An 18,047-nucleotide genomic window follows, 5' to 3' on the forward strand; every position below is an offset into this window, starting at 1 on the left:
TGTTATATTATTCCCTCCTGAATTACAAAAGCTCCCTTGTTTGCACAAGAAAGCTTTTGAATAAAATTTGGTAGGAGATATCTTAGATTTTTTTCATGGTTAAAGCATACATAAACCATGTTGCGTGTGGGATCCATTGTTCTGCCCAACGCCAGTTATCTTTTATTTCAGTAGTCGGTTTTGTAATAAACGAAATGCCATGTTCTTCATCTTCTAAACCGCCTGTAATACCATTTACAATGCCACCCGGACAATGAATAAAGTCCTTGCGTTCTTCATAGAAGTAAGCATTTGTATTTCTGCCAACGCCCTCCATCATGCAGCTGTCATATGGGTTTAATCCTAACACCCAGTTAATTTGGTCGTCTGCATATTTGTTTAATTCTGCTTTGAATGTATCGCAATTCGTATGATATGTCATATAGCGAGCAGCAGTAGCTAAGGAGGCTATTCTAGCATTCTCGCCTTGCCACCATGGAGCAGTTTCCACATCATGAGGATAGAAGAAACGAGTTTCGATTGTACCTTTGCCATCTTGAATTAACTGACGAGCATAGCCGAATGGATTGCTCGCTTCTTTGGTTACAGCAAGCTCATGACGCATCACTTTTGTTGCAATATCCAATGCCCTTGCACGAAGCTTTTTGTCAATTTCAATTTGATAATAATTTAATAGGTTTACAATTGGCATACCGGCATCAGCAGCATGGAAAAACGGGCGTTTTGTTCCGTTTACGCTAAGATAACCCATTGTATCGTCAACAGCCACGTAACGGTCCATAATACGTTCCGCCATTTTTCCGGCTTTACGCATATAATCCCATTCACGAGTCGTTTTATAAAGCTCAACTAACGCATCTAATGCACAATATTCGTCGATTAGATTCCATTTGCCGTCGTTAGTATAACGTTCATTATTTTTTTCGAGATAATTGTATGCCGCAACTGCAGCTTTAATATACTCTTCTTTTGGATAATCACTTGGGAAAGTTGTTCTTGCAGCATATGCTAGTGTTGCAATTGCATATCCTCCACCAGAGCGAAAAGAGGTTTCATAGTTTTCATCTTTGATTTCGTCAAAGCCTTCGAGTACCCCGCCACCTTTTCGTGATTTTGGTTGACGGAATTCATAGCTGATAAAACGAGAGGTTGCAAGTGGTAAAAATGCATCGCCACGACCTTTTGAACGGAAGAATGAGCCTGATGGTGCTCGCATTCTCATAACAAAATCTGCGCCATACATTGCTTCGTCCAACATTCTGCGTTTCAAGTAGGTATAATAAGGATATTTCGATTCTTCCAATAAATCATGAAATTTGAAGAAAGCATAAGCGGAAAATGCGGCTTGCTGAGGATTAAAATAAGTCGTATGAGATAAATGAGAAAAATGGATTCCAATATCACCGGTAGCATCAAACCAACCACCACGAACATCTTGGCAGCCTTCTCTTTCCCCACGAAAAGGAAGAGCTCGGTCACCAGCTTCAAATTCGCCTGTTGGGCGTTGTGCTTTAAAATAATAGCCAGCAGTGGAAAGTGTGCGCATTTCTAATAAATTGTGTTCAATTTTAAACGGAAAAGAACGATAATCCTCATTGTCTGATTTTATAGAGATGTAGTATTCGCCATCGGCTTTTAGCTCATCAAAACGAATGGTAAAATAATAACCTGTTTTCCAATTATCTACCTCACCAACTTCAACCAAAGTCCCGTTGTATACCACTTCACCGTCTTCGACACGAATAACAGAAAAAGCGGTCGCGTTCATGCCTTTTTTGCCTTCAAACACGGCAGTTTTGGTTGCGTCGGCATCATAGCCAATGTGGTTTGTAAAAATGCGATTCATAATCCTCTCTCCTTTTCAATTTATGTTTGCGATTGCTTTTATTTTATTTGCTTTATGAAAGGTTACTTTAAATAAAATAACACCTAATAGCATAATGAATCCACATATTAATAAGACGTTTTTTACACCAAAGTGTTGACCTAAGTAACCACCAATTGGTGTAAAAATGATACGAGAGAAAATGGTGCCTAAGATAGCGTTAAATGATTGTGCAGTTGCACGTATGCTTTTCGGAACGGTATCACTAATATATTTTATTAAGCAATAACTAAAGCCAACGTATCCGCATCCGCTTAAGAGGTTCACTCCTAAGATGACATATTGATTGGTAATAAAGAATAATAAAAACCATCTGAGTGCTGTTGCTAGTCCGGCAAACAGCATTACTTTTTCTACGCCAAATTTCTTTTCTATTTTATATGCAAACCAGAAAAACGGTATTTCGGATAATGCAGATACAAATGATAACATACCAACCATTTGAGAAGTTGCACCAATTACTTTGTTATAATAGATTGGGTAGAATTGAAAATAAAAAGATGTTCCCATAAAATATATAATATTAAATGCTAACATACACAAAAGTGGTTTGTCTTTTAACAATACAGAATATTTTACTTTTTGATGTTTCTGGCGATGGCCTTCTACTTTAGGCAATAAGAAATATAGAGTACCCGTTACTGCAAAAAAGCATGCCATAATCCAAAAGATACTTCCGTAATTCGAGCCTATTACGAAGCCAACCAACATTGCACAAATTGCGTAGCCTAAAGTGCCACCAAGACGGATATGGCCAAAATCCCATTTGCTATGTTCCAATAATTCTAAAGAATAATTATCTTGTAATGTTAGCGCAGGAGTAAAGAATACAGAAAAAAGCATAACGCATATTGCTAGCCACAGCGTTGTCTTAAACATATAAAAAGACATACATACAAGCGTAGTTATAAGCAACAAAATTCCGATTATCTGATTCTTGCTTTTTGAGCGGTCGCTTATAATTCCCCAAAGCGGCTGTACCAACACTAATACTATGGTTGATACGGATTGTAATGCTCCAATTGCTGTCATATTAAAGCCTGATTGCGTTAAAAATAGGTTTAAATAGGTGTTATACATTGCTTGACCGGCATAAAAAATAATATAAATAAGAAAGATATTAACCGGAAAGCGATCTTTTATATTGGTTGATATTGAACTCATAAATACCCCCGACATATAATTTCTGTCATTTTGTGTTTATTTTTCGAATAGTCGGTTCATGTATTTCAATTGAGTGTATCGTTGAACCTAGTACGATTACAAGCTAAGAGTATCATCTATTATTCAACAAGTCAATCTAATTTGTAAACTAGATTAACTTAAAAACTAAATTCTACTCTTTAGCTAAAAACGTTTGTATGATTTTATAAATTATGCTATAGTGAAAATAAATAAAAGTTGATTTCTTGTGGTGTAGTGATATATGCACAATCAAATTGTTTGGCAACAAGAAAAACTGAAACAAAGGGGTTTAATGTGGATAATTTATTGCTATCGTTTCATATAATTTTGCCGCTTTTTATTATGCTGGCTTTAGGATACATTATAAAAGCGACAAAACTTGTAGATGACCATACTCTTGAGCAAATGAATGATGTTTGCTTTAAGGTGCTGTTCCCAATATTAATGTTCAATAATATCTATAAAACGGAATTGAAATATGCTTTTAAACCAAAGCTTCTTCTTTTTGCGATCGGTAGTGTTATTTGTATCTTTTTGCTTCTTTGTTTTTTAGTACCACTTATTGAGAAATCAAATTCCAAGCGTGGTGTTTTAATTCAAGGCATTTTCCGTTCTAATTTTGTTATTTTCGGATTACCTATCGCCATTTCGCTTTGCGGAGAAAAACACATTGGTCCTACTTCAATTTTAATCGCAATTATTGTTCCTCTGTATAATGCTTTGTCTGTAGTAATATTAGAAGTCTATCGTGGTGAAGGAGTACATATAAAACGTATCTTGAAAGGTATCATTACAAATCCACTCATTATTGGTGGTGTGATTGGGGTAATTGCTATGCTGCTTCATTTACAGCTTCCTGTACCGATTGATAAAACCATCAACGATTTAAGCAAAATTACAACCCCACTTGCGTTAATGCTCCTTGGTGCATCATTTCGTTTTTCAGATATTCGTTCGTATCGCAAACAAATCACAATTGGAGTACTCGGAAAGTTGATTATCATACCACTTATTTTTATTCCAATCAGCGTACTGCTCGGATTCCGTGGATACGAATTGGTACCGTTAGTGGTTATGTTGGGGGCTCCTCCTGCTGTTTCTACTTATACGATTGCAGGAAAAATGGATGCAGACCAAACTCTTGCCGGGCAGTTAGTCGTATTCGGCTCTATTGGATGTATTGTTACCATGTTCTTGTGGATTTTTATCGGTAAACAGCTGTTCTTGTTTTAATGATATTTGTATGTTAATTGTTTTTTGTTTCCAAATTTTCATTGTTTTTTATAATAAATTATGATAGTATGGAATTATTATAAGGTAAGGAGGGTGACAGTATGGTAATATGGCACATTATATTTTGGGCTGTTTTGACAATTGCGTTAGTTTGCGCGGAAATTGGAACGGTTCAAATGATAGCTATTTGGTTTGGTGCTGGAAGTTTAGCAGCGTTTGTTTCTGCTTTCTTTGGAATTAGCTTTCAGCTACAGATTATAATCTTCATCACAGTATCCATTATCCTTCTCATTTTGACAAGACCTATTGTAAAAAAATATACAAAAGGAAAACATATTGCAACAAATGCGGATAGTATTATTGGAAAAACTTGCGTTGTTATTGAAAAAATTGATAATCTTAGAAATACAGGTCGTGTTCATGTAAATGGACTGGATTGGACCGCGCGAGCACAAGAAGATACCGATACATTTGAAGTGGATTCTGTTTGTGTGGTTGTTGATATTCAGGGCGTAAAAGCGATTGTAAAACCAGTTGCGTAAAAAATACAAGTTCATATCAAATGAAAGAAAAGGAGTTTATTATGGATCCGATTTTAATTGTACTTGGTTTAATTATTGTATTACTCATTATCTTTGTCCTTCAAATTAAGGTGGTACCACAAGCACAGGTTTACGTTATTGAGCGAATTGGTGCTTATCATGCAACTTGGGGAACCGGTATGCACGTTTTGATTCCTTTTGTGGATCGTATCGCAAAAAAAGTATCTTTAAAAGAATTTGTGGTAGATTTTAAGCCGCAACCTGTTATTACAAAAGATAACGTTACAATGCAAATCGACACGGTTGTATTCTATCAAATCACAGATGCAAAATTATTTACATATGGCGTAAACAATCCGTTATCTGCAATTGAAAACCTAACTGCAACAACCTTACGTAACATTGTTGGTGAGTTAGAGCTTGACTCAACATTAACCTCTCGTGATACTGTTAATACAAAAATTACAGCAATCCTAGACCAAGCATCTGATAAATGGGGTATTAAAGTAAATCGTGTGGAATTAAAAAATATTCTACCTCCTCGTGAAATTCAAGATGCAATGGAACGTCAAATGAAAGCGGAACGTGAACGTCGTGAAAGCATTCTAAGAGCAGAAGGCGAAAAGCGCTCTCAAATCCTTGTTGCTGAAGGTGAAAGAGAATCTCAAATTCTTCGTGCAGAGGCTGTTAAAGAAGCAACCATTTTGCAAGCTGATGCAATTAGAGAAAAACAAATTCGTGAAGCAGAGGGTGAAGCACAAGCAATCACTATGGTACAAAAGGCCTATGCTGAAAGCTTGAAGCTTTTAACACAAGCAAATCCAAGCGACCAAGTTCTTGCTATTAAGAGCCTTGAAGCATTCCAAAAGGCTGCTGATGGAAAAGCAACCAAGATTATTATTCCAAGTAATATTCAAGGAATGGCAGGTCTTGCAACATCATTAAAAGAGCTTTTTACAACTGATGTGGAAACAAAAGAAGAATAAAGTGAAAAGAGGCAGCTTAGCTGCCTCTTTTATGCAATAATAAAAAATGCAGATGCATCGTCACTTTCATGTATCTGCATTTTTGCTATGTAATGGTATTTATTTTATGATTGGTGTCTCTAACGTATTTGTCTTAATTTTTTGATTTAATGCGGGGATTTTACCAATAACTACAGCACCAATTGCAGTAATAATGATTTCGGGTATCATGTAAGTTGCATTGTAAACAAAGGAATAGAAAGTTGCAAGTCCAATTCCGGAGAAGGAGTTAAGTACTTTTGCACCGATTTCGGCGATTGCATCTTGGGTAAAGAACCATTCAGCATAGGAACCAAAGAAGATAGCACCTGAGGTAAAGTGCATCAAAAAGCGTAGCACCAACGCAAAAATGGAACCAACTGCAAGTGCGGTTGCTGGTTTTTCAAATTTATCTCGAAATAATCCGCCAAATCCTAAAACTGTATAGGCAAGAATATAGTCAATCAAGCAAACACAAACAGCTTTCCACAATACCATTTGGTCATCACCAGGTAAAAAGAATGCAGAAACAGTTTTAAATCCTGTTAACATTTGAATGATACTAAAGATAAATGCAGATAGTAACCCCCATTTTACTCCATAACGGTAAGCGATTAAAATGATAGGCAAAGCGCTCATAATAGTAACGCTTCCGCCTAAGGGCAATCCCGGTAAAAAGCTTGATACAATCGTTAGAACGGTTGCAGTTGCAATTAAAATTGCACTCTCGGTTAAACGCTTGGTATTTACTTTTGTCATAAAATGACCTCCTGTTGATATTAAATATAGGTTTGATTACTCCCTAAGTTTAAGATAATAGTAGAAATAAAAAATCACGAAGGAATTTCCCTCGTGATTCGATTTGATAATTAATTTATTTAATTATGACAATCTTCCTACGATGGCATTATCCATTTCAGGTTAAAGGGTTTAAAGCAAAGCTTAATCTCAGCCGAGTAAAACTCTAAGGCTCCCCTGATCGTTTTTCATTATAGTCGTATTTTTATTGCTTGTCAATAGCATGTAGACTTTCTTTATTTTTATATTCAATAACATATCTTCCATGCTGCTTGGCTAGATTAAATTCATCGCCTTCTTGCATAACGAGTTGCATGTCTGCCAATAACTTCATTTGAGCTTTGGGCATCATACGAATATCATATAAATTATGGTTTCTTAAAGCAATGGTAAAATCGGCGTTGTTGCAAATAAATGCTTCAATATCATAATAGTTGTATGTCGTAGTAAGCTTACCGGTATATAAATAAAACGACATGAAGAAGCCCAACATACCGCCTAGAGCTGTTAATAAAATACTGAGTCCAACAGAAAAAGCAAGTAAAGATAAAGCAAAAAAAGCACCAGCAAAAACCCAAATGGTAAGAATAATAAGCCAAGTACCCGTTGTATAAACTGCTAATGAATCTTTTTCTGGAATTACTTTTGTTGTTTTTCCTAAAATAGAGCCATTTGCACCGAATCGTTTTTTCATATTTAAGACCATGACTTCAATCATTTTATTTGAAATCAAATTCCTTTCTCTTTATTTCCTTAATTTTATTATAAGGGATATTCAAATATGTGTCAAACAAATAGATTATGAACAAACATTAGTTGTATTTTGTATGTTTGGTTGCATAATATTGTATAGATAACGAGTAGAAAGAGGGGTTGTTATGTTAGAAAATAATCGTGATAACAATACCTCAAACGCATATCAAAAAGCAAAGAAAATCAGTGATTCTAAATGCCCTTATTATGTAAACCCTTGCGAAATAGTTGCTGTAGCTGCTGCACTTAGCTTATTGCTTGGAAATAACCTAGAAACTTGCCAAATTTCAACGTTGGTAAATCTATTGAATGTGTTGTCTCAAAATCTATCTTCCATCGTGGTGCAGCGTGAAATTAACAGTGGGCAATCTGTTATTGTAGAGTCCACACCTTTATTATAGTATCTTAATAACAATTAATGAAAAAAGCTTGTATACAATATCGTTGTAAGGTATAATTATATGTTGAAAAACCAGATGAAAGGCAGGATTTTATAATGCCAAAAAACCATGTTCAAATCTATACAGATGGGGCTTGCAGCGGAAATCCAGGCCCTGGTGGTTGGGGCGCAATTCTTGTTAGTGGTACACATGAAAAAGAGCTTTGTGGTGGGGAACCAAATACCACAAACAATCGAATGGAACTAACTGCTGTGATATCTGCGTTACAAGCATTAAAACGACCTTGTGAAGTAACTCTTACGACAGACTCTAAGTATATTGTAGATGCCGTTACCCAAGGATGGGCAAAAAAATGGCGTGCGAATAACTGGATGAGAAATAACAAAGATAAAGCATTAAATGCTGATTTATGGCAACAGCTTTTAGATTTACTCGAGATTAATGACGTTACCTTTGTATGGGTAAAAGGTCATGCTGGTCACAGCTATAACGAGCGTTGTGATCGTTTGGCAGTTGCATATTATTTGAACTTAAGTAAAAGTAAAATATAGGAAATAACAATTTGAAATTCATCTATTGCATTTCATACTAAAACGGTATATAATATAGGTATTCAAATTGAAAGGCGGTTTTACCGTAAGGAGGTTTCATTTCTTGAATAAATTTGTTTATGCAGATAATGCAGCTACAACCAAAATCAGCGACAGTGTTTTTAACGCAATGCTTCCTTATTTAAAAGACAACTACGGTAACCCTTCCAGTATTTATTCCATCGGAAGAGATGCTAGAAAAGCAATCGAGGTTGCGCGTCAAAAGGTGGCAAAAGCAATTAATGCACAGCCGAATGAGATATATTTTACAGGTTGCGGCACAGAAGCCGATAACTGGGCAATTAAAAGTACTGTAGAATTGTTAAAAAATAAAGGAAAAACACATATTGTGACTTCTGAATTTGAACATCATGCGATTTTACACACTTGTAAAACACTTGAAAAGCAAGGCTTTCAAGTAACATATGTTCCTGTATCTGAAGAGGGATATGTTTCTCCAAAACACATTGAAGAAGCAATTACCGATAAAACGGCAATCGTTTCTATTATGTATGCAAATAATGAAATCGGAACAATTCAACCAATTAAAGAAATCGGCGATATTTGCCGCAGAAAGGGTGTTCTTTTTCATACAGATGCTGTACAAGCTGTTGGAAATGTACCAATTGATGTAGTAGATGAAAAAATCGATATGCTTTCTTTATCAGGACATAAAATCCACGCTCCAAAAGGAATCGGAGTTTTATATGTAAAACGTGGGGTACCGTTAATGAACTTTATTGACGGTGGTGCACAGGAACGAAACCGCAGAGGTGGAACTGAAAATTTAGCAAGTATTGTTGGTCTTGGACAAGCGATGGAAGATGCAACTACAGGTTTGGAAGAGCGTTGTGCAAAGGTTTCTAAAATGCGTGATCGTTTGATTGACAGTATTCTAACAACCATTCCTAAATGTCGTTTGAACGGTGGAAAAAATCGTTTGTGTGGTAATGTGAATATCTCATTTGAAGCAGTTGAGGGTGAAGCTCTTTTACTTCGATTGGATATGCAAGGTATTTGTGGATCCTCCGGTTCCGCTTGTACATCCGGTGCATTGGATCCATCCCATGTATTAATGGCAATTGGGCTACCACATGAAATTGCACATGGTTCTTTAAGATTGAGCTTAAACGAGTATAATACAGATGAAGATGTTGATTATATATTAGAGGTATTACCAAAGGTAATTACGACTCTACGTGCAATGTCACCAATATGGAAAGGCTAATCGGCGAGCCGCCGATGGCATTATAGGGGTTTTCTTACCAAACCAAGCAGTCATATATGTATTATGAAGATATCGTATACGAATGAACGAAATAGATAAGATAAAAGAAAGGAAATTAATATGATATATAGCGATAAAGTAATGGATCATTTTTCAAATCCAAGAAACGTTGGCGAATTAGCTGATGCAAATGGAATTGGTGAAGTGGGTAACGCAAAATGCGGCGATATCATGAAGATGTATATCAAAGTTGAAAATAATGTGATTACCGATATTAGTTTTAAAACATTCGGTTGCGGAGCTGCAATTGCAACGAGCTCAATTGCAACAGAAATGATTAAAGGCAAAACAATTGATGACGCATTAAAGCTTACGAATAAAGCAGTAGTTGAAGCATTGGAAGGTCTTCCAACTTCAAAAATTCACTGTTCTGTATTAGCAGAGCAAGCAATCAAAGCTGCAGTTTCAGATTATTATAAACGACAAGGAATTGATCCAACTCCAATCGTTGGTGATATAGAGGAATGCCATGCTTGCCACGCCTAAGAAAGTATTAGTCGCATTAAGCGGCGGTGTAGACTCCAGCGTCTGCGTACATCTTTTAAAGGAACAAGGTTATGAGGTACATTGCGTTGTGCTTTGTATGTCTGATGCACATGATGAAACAGTAGAAGCAGCAAAAGATGCTGCTTCTTCTTTGAATGTGCCTTTAGAAGTAGTCGATATGAAAGCAGAGTTTGAACGAGATGTAATTTCTTATTTTATTGAAGAATATAAAAATGGAAGAACACCAAATCCATGTATTGTTTGTAATCCAAAAGTGAAATTCCATGCCTTAGTGGAAACTGCAAATCGTCTTGGATGTGAACTCATTGCCACAGGACATTACGCACGTTTGCAACAAGATGGTGAATACACTCTCTTATTGCGTGGGGAAAGCTTAAAACGAGATCAATCCTATATGTTATATCGTTTAACACAACGAGAGCTATCTCGATTGATGTTTCCGTTAGCCGAACTTGAAAAACCATATGTGCGTGAAATCGCTGCTAGCTTGGGACTTTCTTGTGCAACTAAACCGGATAGTCAAGAAAACTGTTTTATTGAAGATAACGATTATGCAGGATATATTGAACGTAGAATTGGTAAAATGAAAACAGGTAATTTTATTTCTCCGGAAGGAACTGTTTGCGGAAAGCATAAAGGAATCTTACACTATACGGTTGGTCAACGAAAAGGATTGGGTATTGCGTTAGGTCGTCCCGTTTTCGTAAAAGAGATTAACCCCAAAACAAATCAAATTATACTTGCAAACAAGGGCGATGATTTATATGAGGATACGATTATTACAAAGGTAACGACGATCAATGGTATCCCATTTGAAGCGCCTTTTGAAGCACAAGTTAAAATACGTTCTACAGCAATTCCAACTCAAGCAACAATTATTCCGATAGACGAAGTTACGGCAAGGGTTGTATTTGAAACACCGCAACGTGCAGTTGCAAAAGGACAATCTCTAGTAATCTATGATGGTGATGTTGTTCTTGGTGGCGGTTTTATTAGTTAGAAAAAGGGAGAACCAATTGGTTCTCCCTTTTCACTATTTTAGGATGTTCATAACTTTGATTATAAAATTAGGCGAAGCAAAAACAATAAAACGAGCTTTTTCTTCCGATTTCACATAATCATATTTATAGGTTACGTTGTCTTCATCTTTTATTGAGCAAATCAAATTACATAATTGGTCACATTTTTCTTTTGCTACTGATTGAGATACATATAAATCAGCTATTGTGCAGATTTGTGTATTCCCTTTCATATCAGTATTCACTCCATCAATAAAATCAAGTACGGATTGTTTTTGTTCTTTAGCCATTTCTGATAACACCTCTCCACTATTCATAAAGTTTTGAATATCTTGAGTCGTAAAACGCCATTGTCCACCAAGTTTCCTGCCTTTTAGAATTCCATTGCGAAGATAATTGCGAATGGTGCGTGTTGTCAATGAAGTCATTGTTGCAATTTCATCAACAGTATAAAGCTTATCAAGTTCTACCATAGCAAACACCCCCTTTCAGCTATTCATATTAAAGAAAATCTTTTGCTAATAATTGCATTATATTTCATTTATTTTCCTATGTAAATACTTATTTTTGCATATTTTCCTAAATAGAAATATCATTAAAATTTGAATGTTAAAAAACAGTGACATCGTCCAATTGTCGATGTCACTAAATTTAAGTTTTTAATTATTTATTATAAGTTTGACGAGTCTTCAATAACAATGCAGTTCTTTCTTTGCTTAGCTTTATATAAAGCTTTATCTGCCGACTCAACAAAATCAATGGCAGTGTCATCAGAATAGATAGCGCCCATACTAATTGATACATTCAGCGTAGGATGATTATTAATACTGATTTTTGAAACAGTATGCTTTATAAGTTCTAATCTTTCTTTCAGTATACTCTTCGTTATTCCTTGAAATACAATTAGAAATTCATCTCCACCCATTCTAATGATAGCATCACAAAATCTAATATGAGATGCTATTGTTTTTACAATTTCTTTTAAAACAACATCTCCAACAAAATGGCCATAGGTATCGTTAATTGTTTTGAAGTTATCAACATCAATCATGGTGACTGCATTAACATAATTTAATATTTTAATTTGTTCTTCGTAATAGCGTCTATTATAAGCACCGGTTAAGGAATCGATATATAATTTTTCGTTTTGTTCTTTAATTGCCTGAATAAACTTGTTTTTTCCATGTGCATCAAAAAGTGTTTTATCGTTCAATTGGGATACCATCTCAATCACATATGGAATTTCATCTATTTCCGCATATATTGAGACTACAAAGAAAACTTGATTATCAACAAATTCAAATTTTGTGAATTTACCTTTTGCGGAAAAAGCCATAGCAGAAATACAATTGCTACAGCGTTTACCTTTGTTCCAAATAGCATAGCATTCATAGGGCTGCTTTTCTATTTCCCCATTATCTGATATTGAATACTGTGTCGCCATTGAAACATCAACTAATCGTACAGTATCAAATATCTTTTTTTGAATAGAAATGAATACTAGTAATTCTTGGTTTGATAAATTCATCATACTATCCCCTAAACGTATGCCAAGTTACGAAATCGGCATTTTATATATTTGTTTTAATAATTTAACAGTGGGATTATTCAAGCAAAAGAACACAAATTCAATTGCTATCCTACTTATTGCTATGGAATAGGTATACATTTTCGCCGATTTTTTCGTAGGATATTTTTAGGGAAGAATCCATTTGCGGCAAAAAGTTATTTGGTTGGGCTTCATTGCGAACGACCGCAATACCAGATCCAGCTTGATATAGCATATTTCCATTAAAAAGAATGATATTCTTATCAATCATTTTTACGTTTTGTATTTGGTTTTTCTTGCAAAGAGCTACAAAGTCAGAACCAAATGTGTCTTTTGATAATCTTTTTTTTTCATAGTATATCTGATTTTGTTGGTTATCATAGGTTATCATTTCATTCAGCTTAATTTTTCCTTCATCATGTTTTGCAAAAAGGTCTGCAGCGATACTATGAAATGCATCATCATTTCTTTTCCACACGTCTTCAATCTTCATGTTGAAAGTTGGAATGAAAGAAAACACAATTGCAATACTACATATGAAAGCGACAGCTAAACAAATGATTCGATTATATAATTTTGGCTTGCTGATTTCAATATATTTAGAAGATGAGGGCTTGTTAATACGATAAATCCCGTAAAATAACAGCAAGGCGATAATGGATATGCCATAGATTATAATAGCAAACCATATTGCTGCTAGCTTTTCAGTTGGTTCATAAACAAAAAAGAGACGGCGTAGCAAAACAAAACTGCCCAGTAAAAAACCTGTAAATGGGATTGCAAAAAAGCGACGTGCTTTATCTTTTCGTAAAGTAATCCAGATGAAAATACCGCAAACAAGGGCCAATAAAACAATCCATATACTCATATCATCACTCACTTTACACTAAATTTTATAATGTGTTAGAATTGGCAATGTGCGTGGAAGATTTGCAAAGCAATTCTTCTGCAAAGCCAAATTTCGCACCGCCACTTAGAGATATAATAATCCGTTAGGATTATTATATCACTTTTTTATACTCGGTCAATGAACATTTTATAAATACAAAAACTGAAACGAGCAGGTTTCCCTGCTCGTCTTTTAACCTTTTTTATTCAATTGATTGATGATAATACTCGCTATGTTTTCGCAAGCGGCCTCACGATCTACAGCACCAAGTTTAAATGCTTCCATCGGCATTCCATAAACTACGCAAGAATCTTTTTCTTGGCCAATTGTAAAAGCACCTTTGTTGTGCATTTCTAAAAGTCCATTGGCTCCATCGCGTCCCATTCCAGTTAGTATTACACCAATGGTGTTTGCTCCTGCGGTTTTAGCAACAGATTGAAACAATACATCAACGGAAGGACAATGTCCACTTACCTTTTCGCCATGAACGCTTTTAACGTAATAGCCTTTTGCATCTTTTTCTAAGGTCATATGGAAGTCACCCGCAGCCACAATGGCAGTTCCCTTTTCTACACGCATTCCATTCACTGCTTCTTTTACCGTTATGTTGCATAAGCGATTGAGCCGTTCAGCATACATTTGCGTAAAACCTGCTGGCATATGCTGGGTTATTAAAACAGGAGGAAAATCAGCCGGAAATTGTTTTACAATTTCTAACGTTGCCTCGGTACCACCAGTAGATGCACCAATAGCAATAATGGTTTCAGATTTTGATTGGAGTTTAAGCGGAGCTTGCGTGCTTACGTTTACTTTTGTGCTTTTACTAATATGGGCTGCAGCGGCAATTTTAATTTTAATTGCTAGTTCATTAGCAAAGCTTGCAAGATCGTTGCTTTTGGATATTACAGGTTTTTTTACAAAATCAATTGCACCACATTGTAACGCCTCAAAAACATTCATATCTAGTGAGCTTACTAAGACCATTGGAATTGGATGTTGCGGGAAGAATTTTTTAATAAATTCACTTCCACGCATTCCGGGCATTTCTTCATCCAATGTTACGACATCAGGATTCAATTCAATAATTTTTTTCTCAGCTTCTATTGCACTGCTAGCAGATCCAATAACCTCAAAATATCCGTCCTCGGATAATAGTTTTTCCAAAGTAGTGCGGAAAAACAGAGAATCATCAACAATGAACACTTTAATTTTTCGGTATTTCATAAACTCCCCCGGTTAGTTATTTTTGATAAACAGATGGTTGAATGTACTTAAATTTACTAGATTCTCTTTGAATAGATTCGGAATGACCAATTAACAAATACCCACCAGGGTTAAGTGCATCATAGAATTTATTAACCAGTTGGGTTTTTGTTTGTTGATCAAAATAAATCATTACGTTTCTACAAAATATGATGTCAAATGGCTTTTTATACTGAAATGGCTCCATTAAGTTGAAAATACGGAATACAACTTGTTTTCGTATTTCATCGCTTAAATCATATAACCCATCTGTACGACGATGAAAAAAACGCTTTTTCCATGAGTCAGAAATATCTTTTAATGAGTCTTCGTCATAAGCTTTGCTTTGCGCAACATTTAGCACTTTCGTTGAAATATCAGTTGCTAAAATCGTGGTATCCCATTGAGAATGTTCTAGCCCAAAAAAGTCACGCATCGTCATAGCAATGGTAAAAGCTTCTTCACCTGAAGAACAGCCTGCGCTCCATGTTCGAATATCATGTGTTTTATTGTTACTTAAATGCTTGGGTAAAACTACATTCTTCAAGAAATCAAAATGTTGATTTTCTCTCATGAAATAGGTATGGTTTGTTGTTAGCTTATTGATGAGCAATCCTATTTCATCGGGATTTTTGGATTTAATGATATCAAAGTACTGAGAAAACGATGTGAACGAACGTTCAACCAGTGTGTTATACATTCGTGATTCTATAAGTAGTTTTTTGTTAATCAAGTTGATTCCATAATTTGATTTCATAAATGAAACAATAAATTGGAATTCTTCGTCCGTTAAATGAATCATAGTAACCGTTCCCCTTTTGTGCTGGACAAATCAACCATTTGCACAGCGCTTGTCTTTTCTGTATAATATATTTACGTAAAATGGCGACACAGACATATTAGCTTGTATCGCCATTCTTATTTGAAATAATACAAAGTTAGCTATTGTTGCCAACATTGTGTAAATCAAGTATTAAAGTAATGCTACCGTTTCCTAAAATTGCGCATCCACCAATGCCTTGCTCTTTGACATTGTATTTATTCAAATATTTTGGAATTGGTTTTACAACAACTTGTTGTTCGCCCAATAATACATCGGCAAAAATACAGTAACTTTTATCATCAACCTCAACTAAGATTAAAATACCATCTTTAATATCTTTTACATCCGTTTCAATGTTGTATATCTCATGTAGTTTTATGACAGGATAATATTCATTCCGAATCATAACTATTTCTCTTTTGTTAGAATCCAGCATGATGTTATCGTCTGTTGCTTTAAATGATTGACGAATATTGTTAATTGGAATTGTAAACATTGATTCGCCAACTGTTACTTGCATACCCTTAACAATGGATAGAGAAAGAGGAATTTTAAAAATAACTTGAGAGCCTTTTCCAACTTCACTTTCAATGAATACAGTACCGCCGACTTTTTCAACATTTTGTTTTACAACGTCCATTCCAACGCCACGACCGGAAAATTCGGTTGCTTTTTCTTTTGTAGAAAATCCTGGAGCTAAAACAAATTGTATAATTTCTTTTTTGCTATATTCTACGTCTGGCTTTGCAAGACCTTTTTCTCTTGCTTTTACTAATATTTTATCCGGATCCATTCCTTTACCATCGTCTTGAATCGTAATAAGAATTTCGCTTCCTGTATTTTGCGCAGATAGTGTGACAGTACCTTTAGCAGGTTTTCCCGCAGCAATACGAGTTGCTTCATCTTCAATACCATGATCCATTGCGTTTCTTACCAAGTGCATTAACGGATCACCAATATTGTCAACAATTGTTTTATCTACTTCTGTTTCTTCACCGATTAAAACAAGATCGACATCTTTATTCAGTTTTTTACACATATCCCTTACAATACGGTTCATTTTTTGAAATGCACCGGCTACAGGCACCATGCGAAGTGACATTACAATTTCTTGAAGCTCATCGGTTAGTTTGCTTAATTGTCTGGTTGACTTAGAGAAACTTTCCATATTGATTTTTCCAAGAGTAGGAATTGCCGTAATCATGGATTCGCTAATTACAATTTCACCAACCAAATCCATTAAAGTATCAAGCTTTGCTAAGTTTACGTTAATTAAGCTTTGCTTAGGAGCGGCTTGATTATGTTGAGGGGCAGCCGCTTTTTCAGTGACAGTTTTTGTTTCTGCTTTCTGCACTTGTGGTACAATTTCCAAAAGGGAATAATCTTTAATATATATAAATTGTTCAATGGAATGTAATGCATTTTTACGAAGTTCTTCAGAAGTGAATTTGATTAGGAAACCATCTTGCTTTACTATTTCTAAAGTATCGGGATTGGTTTGAATATCTTCCGGTTCATATGTAAACTCAATTCCGGCATCAGATATGGATTTTGCAAGCATATATGCTCTTAAATTCTCCATTTGTGCTTCGGGATCAAAGAAAACTTTTACACAATATTGTGTGCTTTCAACATTGGCAGCTTGCTTAGCAGGAGTGCTGGAAGTTTTTACGCTTGGAGTAGATGGAGCATCGGCAACATCCTCGCCTGTTGAAATTTTTTTCAGCATATTGTTAATTTCTTCGACTAAATTGCCGATATCTATAGTTAGAGGTACATTGTTTTCAACATTGGCAACTTCGGATTTTAAAAAGTCGCTGCATTGAAACATAAGGTCAAATAAACCGCTTCTATATTTTTCTGCAACACCGTTTGAACGAACATAGTTAAATAAATCTTCTACTCTATGTGCAACAGTCATCAGGCTGTTAAATTCCATCATTGCAGAAGAACCTTTAATGGTATGCATAATTCTAAAAATCTCATTAATGCTATCTTGATCAAAATCATCGGCTTTTTCACAATTCATTAGAATTTCATCCAATTGCTCTAGCAGTGAATTGGTCTCAAATAAATATATATCTAACATTGATTCCATTCCGTTATCCATTATAACCACCTTTTCTCCGTACACCCCTCTTATATTTTAATTCCTCACCACCCTGTACGGAAGGCATGAAAGGAAAAACAAATACTTCTTAATTAATGTATCGGTTATGGCGTGCAAAATTTAACATAAAAACTCGAAATTTTTGTTTTTGATACAATAAATTTGGGAAAAGCTTATTGCTGAAATACAACCTTATAGTTGTACTTCACAAGTTAACAATGGAAAATCA

Annotated in this window: 18 protein-coding genes and 1 riboswitch; of the genes, 8 read left to right on the forward strand and 10 right to left on the reverse strand. The window is 35.2% G+C overall.

Translation table 11 applies throughout. The annotated features are described in order from the left end of the window. Positions 1-82: 82 nt before the first annotated feature. Together RBG61_RS07695 and RBG61_RS07700 are read right to left on the reverse strand one after the other, a co-directional pair. A complete protein-coding gene (locus tag RBG61_RS07695; protein WP_307942359.1) occupies positions 83-1,846 on the reverse strand; it encodes a glycoside hydrolase family 9 protein in 1,764 nt (587 codons plus the stop codon). A gap of 15 nt (positions 1,847-1,861) precedes the next feature. After that, positions 1,862-3,049 (reverse strand): MFS transporter, encoded by a 1,188-nt coding sequence (locus tag RBG61_RS07700; protein WP_307942360.1) that lies wholly within the window; start codon positions 3,047-3,049, stop codon positions 1,862-1,864. A 315-nt stretch (positions 3,050-3,364) separates the two neighbouring features. On the opposite strand from RBG61_RS07700, the gene RBG61_RS07705 reads away from it, so the two are divergent. From RBG61_RS07705 to RBG61_RS07715, 3 genes are all read left to right on the forward strand, one after another. Further along, the gene (locus RBG61_RS07705) at positions 3,365-4,303 is read left to right on the forward strand and encodes an AEC family transporter (protein WP_307942361.1); all 939 of its coding nucleotides are present in this window, start codon (positions 3,365-3,367) and stop codon (positions 4,301-4,303) included. 101 nt (positions 4,304-4,404) lie between these two features. Next, complete coding sequence (locus tag RBG61_RS07710) at positions 4,405-4,845, forward strand: NfeD family protein (RefSeq protein WP_307942362.1); 441 nt, start codon at positions 4,405-4,407, stop codon at positions 4,843-4,845. Positions 4,846-4,886: 41 nt separating this feature from the next. Beyond that, positions 4,887-5,831, forward strand: a complete 945-nt coding sequence (locus RBG61_RS07715) for an SPFH domain-containing protein (RefSeq protein WP_307942364.1) — start codon at positions 4,887-4,889, stop codon at positions 5,829-5,831. Positions 5,832-5,930: 99 nt separating this feature from the next. Here the strand turns inward: RBG61_RS07715 and RBG61_RS07720 are convergent, their stop codons facing one another. Both RBG61_RS07720 and RBG61_RS07725 read right to left on the reverse strand, forming a co-directional pair. Further along, the gene (locus tag RBG61_RS07720; protein ID WP_307942366.1) at positions 5,931-6,608 is read right to left on the reverse strand and encodes an energy-coupled thiamine transporter ThiT; all 678 of its coding nucleotides are present in this window, start codon (positions 6,606-6,608) and stop codon (positions 5,931-5,933) included. A gap of 117 nt (positions 6,609-6,725) precedes the next feature. Beyond that, a riboswitch (TPP riboswitch) is annotated at positions 6,726-6,836 on the reverse strand. Positions 6,837-6,852: 16 nt separating this feature from the next. After that, positions 6,853-7,380 (reverse strand): hypothetical protein, encoded by a 528-nt coding sequence (locus RBG61_RS07725; protein WP_307942368.1) that lies wholly within the window; start codon positions 7,378-7,380, stop codon positions 6,853-6,855. Positions 7,381-7,525: 145 nt separating this feature from the next. Between RBG61_RS07725 and RBG61_RS07730 the strand changes: the two genes are divergently transcribed. From RBG61_RS07730 to mnmA, 5 genes are all read left to right on the forward strand, one after another. Next, positions 7,526-7,801 carry a hypothetical protein gene (locus RBG61_RS07730; protein WP_307942369.1) on the forward strand — a complete coding sequence of 92 codons (276 nt, stop codon included), beginning with the start codon at positions 7,526-7,528 and terminating at the stop codon, positions 7,799-7,801. A 95-nt stretch (positions 7,802-7,896) separates the two neighbouring features. Next, positions 7,897-8,352: a ribonuclease HI gene (gene rnhA, locus RBG61_RS07735; protein ID WP_307942372.1), complete on the forward strand. Its 456-nt coding sequence runs from the start codon at positions 7,897-7,899 to the stop codon at positions 8,350-8,352. A 103-nt stretch (positions 8,353-8,455) separates the two neighbouring features. Next, on the forward strand, positions 8,456-9,619 hold the full coding sequence (gene nifS, locus RBG61_RS07740) for a cysteine desulfurase NifS (protein WP_307942373.1): 1,164 nt from the start codon (positions 8,456-8,458) through the stop codon (positions 9,617-9,619). A 120-nt stretch (positions 9,620-9,739) separates the two neighbouring features. After that, positions 9,740-10,165 carry a Fe-S cluster assembly scaffold protein NifU gene (gene nifU, locus RBG61_RS07745; RefSeq protein WP_307942374.1) on the forward strand — a complete coding sequence of 142 codons (426 nt, stop codon included), beginning with the start codon at positions 9,740-9,742 and terminating at the stop codon, positions 10,163-10,165. Then, positions 10,149-11,186 (forward strand): tRNA 2-thiouridine(34) synthase MnmA, encoded by a 1,038-nt coding sequence (mnmA, locus tag RBG61_RS07750; RefSeq protein ID WP_307942376.1) that lies wholly within the window; start codon positions 10,149-10,151, stop codon positions 11,184-11,186. Before nifU ends, mnmA begins: the two co-directional genes overlap by 17 nt. Positions 11,187-11,219: 33 nt before the next feature. Here the strand turns inward: mnmA and RBG61_RS07755 are convergent, their stop codons facing one another. The 6 genes from RBG61_RS07755 to RBG61_RS07780 form a co-directional block, all read right to left on the reverse strand. Next, positions 11,220-11,678, reverse strand: a complete 459-nt coding sequence (locus RBG61_RS07755) for a helix-turn-helix domain-containing protein (protein ID WP_307942377.1) — start codon at positions 11,676-11,678, stop codon at positions 11,220-11,222. Positions 11,679-11,875: 197 nt separating this feature from the next. Beyond that, positions 11,876-12,733, reverse strand: a complete 858-nt coding sequence (locus tag RBG61_RS07760) for a GGDEF domain-containing protein (protein WP_307942378.1) — start codon at positions 12,731-12,733, stop codon at positions 11,876-11,878. 112 nt (positions 12,734-12,845) lie between these two features. Then, on the reverse strand, positions 12,846-13,622 hold the full coding sequence (locus RBG61_RS07765; RefSeq protein ID WP_307942379.1) for a hypothetical protein: 777 nt from the start codon (positions 13,620-13,622) through the stop codon (positions 12,846-12,848). Positions 13,623-13,835: 213 nt separating this feature from the next. Further along, positions 13,836-14,867, reverse strand: coding sequence for a protein-glutamate methylesterase/protein-glutamine glutaminase (locus RBG61_RS07770; protein ID WP_307942380.1), 1,032 nt, complete (start codon positions 14,865-14,867; stop codon positions 13,836-13,838). A 16-nt stretch (positions 14,868-14,883) separates the two neighbouring features. Further along, positions 14,884-15,687: a CheR family methyltransferase gene (locus tag RBG61_RS07775; RefSeq protein WP_307942382.1), complete on the reverse strand. Its 804-nt coding sequence runs from the start codon at positions 15,685-15,687 to the stop codon at positions 14,884-14,886. Between the two features lie 136 nt (positions 15,688-15,823). Beyond that, positions 15,824-17,818 carry a chemotaxis protein CheA gene (locus RBG61_RS07780; RefSeq protein WP_307942383.1) on the reverse strand — a complete coding sequence of 665 codons (1,995 nt, stop codon included), beginning with the start codon at positions 17,816-17,818 and terminating at the stop codon, positions 15,824-15,826. Positions 17,819-18,047: the final 229 nt, after the last annotated feature.

The sequence above is a fragment of the Paludicola sp. MB14-C6 genome, assembly GCF_030908625.1.
GTDB lineage: Bacteria > Bacillota > Clostridia > Oscillospirales > Ruminococcaceae > Paludihabitans.

What these genes read in the sequence shown, in the direction of transcription:
- RBG61_RS07700 (WP_307942360.1), bottom strand. Translation starts at nt 3,049, where the DNA reads ATGAGTTCAATATCAACCAATATAAAAGATCGCTTTCCGGTTAATATC.
- RBG61_RS07780 (WP_307942383.1), bottom strand. Translation starts at nt 17,818, where the DNA reads ATGGATAACGGAATGGAATCAATGTTAGATATATATTTATTTGAGACC.
- RBG61_RS07715 (WP_307942364.1), top strand. Translation starts at nt 4,887, where the DNA reads ATGGATCCGATTTTAATTGTACTTGGTTTAATTATTGTATTACTCATT.
- RBG61_RS07720 (WP_307942366.1), bottom strand. Translation starts at nt 6,608, where the DNA reads ATGACAAAAGTAAATACCAAGCGTTTAACCGAGAGTGCAATTTTAATT.
- RBG61_RS07730 (WP_307942369.1), top strand. Translation starts at nt 7,526, where the DNA reads ATGTTAGAAAATAATCGTGATAACAATACCTCAAACGCATATCAAAAA.
- RBG61_RS07760 (WP_307942378.1), bottom strand. Translation starts at nt 12,733, where the DNA reads ATGAATTTATCAAACCAAGAATTACTAGTATTCATTTCTATTCAAAAA.
- RBG61_RS07775 (WP_307942382.1), bottom strand. Translation starts at nt 15,687, where the DNA reads ATGATTCATTTAACGGACGAAGAATTCCAATTTATTGTTTCATTTATG.
- RBG61_RS07770 (WP_307942380.1), bottom strand. Translation starts at nt 14,867, where the DNA reads ATGAAATACCGAAAAATTAAAGTGTTCATTGTTGATGATTCTCTGTTT.
- RBG61_RS07755 (WP_307942377.1), bottom strand. Translation starts at nt 11,678, where the DNA reads ATGGTAGAACTTGATAAGCTTTATACTGTTGATGAAATTGCAACAATG.
- mnmA (WP_307942376.1), top strand. Translation starts at nt 10,149, where the DNA reads ATGCTTGCCACGCCTAAGAAAGTATTAGTCGCATTAAGCGGCGGTGTA.
- nifU (WP_307942374.1), top strand. Translation starts at nt 9,740, where the DNA reads ATGATATATAGCGATAAAGTAATGGATCATTTTTCAAATCCAAGAAAC.
- RBG61_RS07695 (WP_307942359.1), bottom strand. Translation starts at nt 1,846, where the DNA reads ATGAATCGCATTTTTACAAACCACATTGGCTATGATGCCGACGCAACC.
- RBG61_RS07710 (WP_307942362.1), top strand. Translation starts at nt 4,405, where the DNA reads ATGGTAATATGGCACATTATATTTTGGGCTGTTTTGACAATTGCGTTA.
- rnhA (WP_307942372.1), top strand. Translation starts at nt 7,897, where the DNA reads ATGCCAAAAAACCATGTTCAAATCTATACAGATGGGGCTTGCAGCGGA.
- RBG61_RS07765 (WP_307942379.1), bottom strand. Translation starts at nt 13,622, where the DNA reads ATGAGTATATGGATTGTTTTATTGGCCCTTGTTTGCGGTATTTTCATC.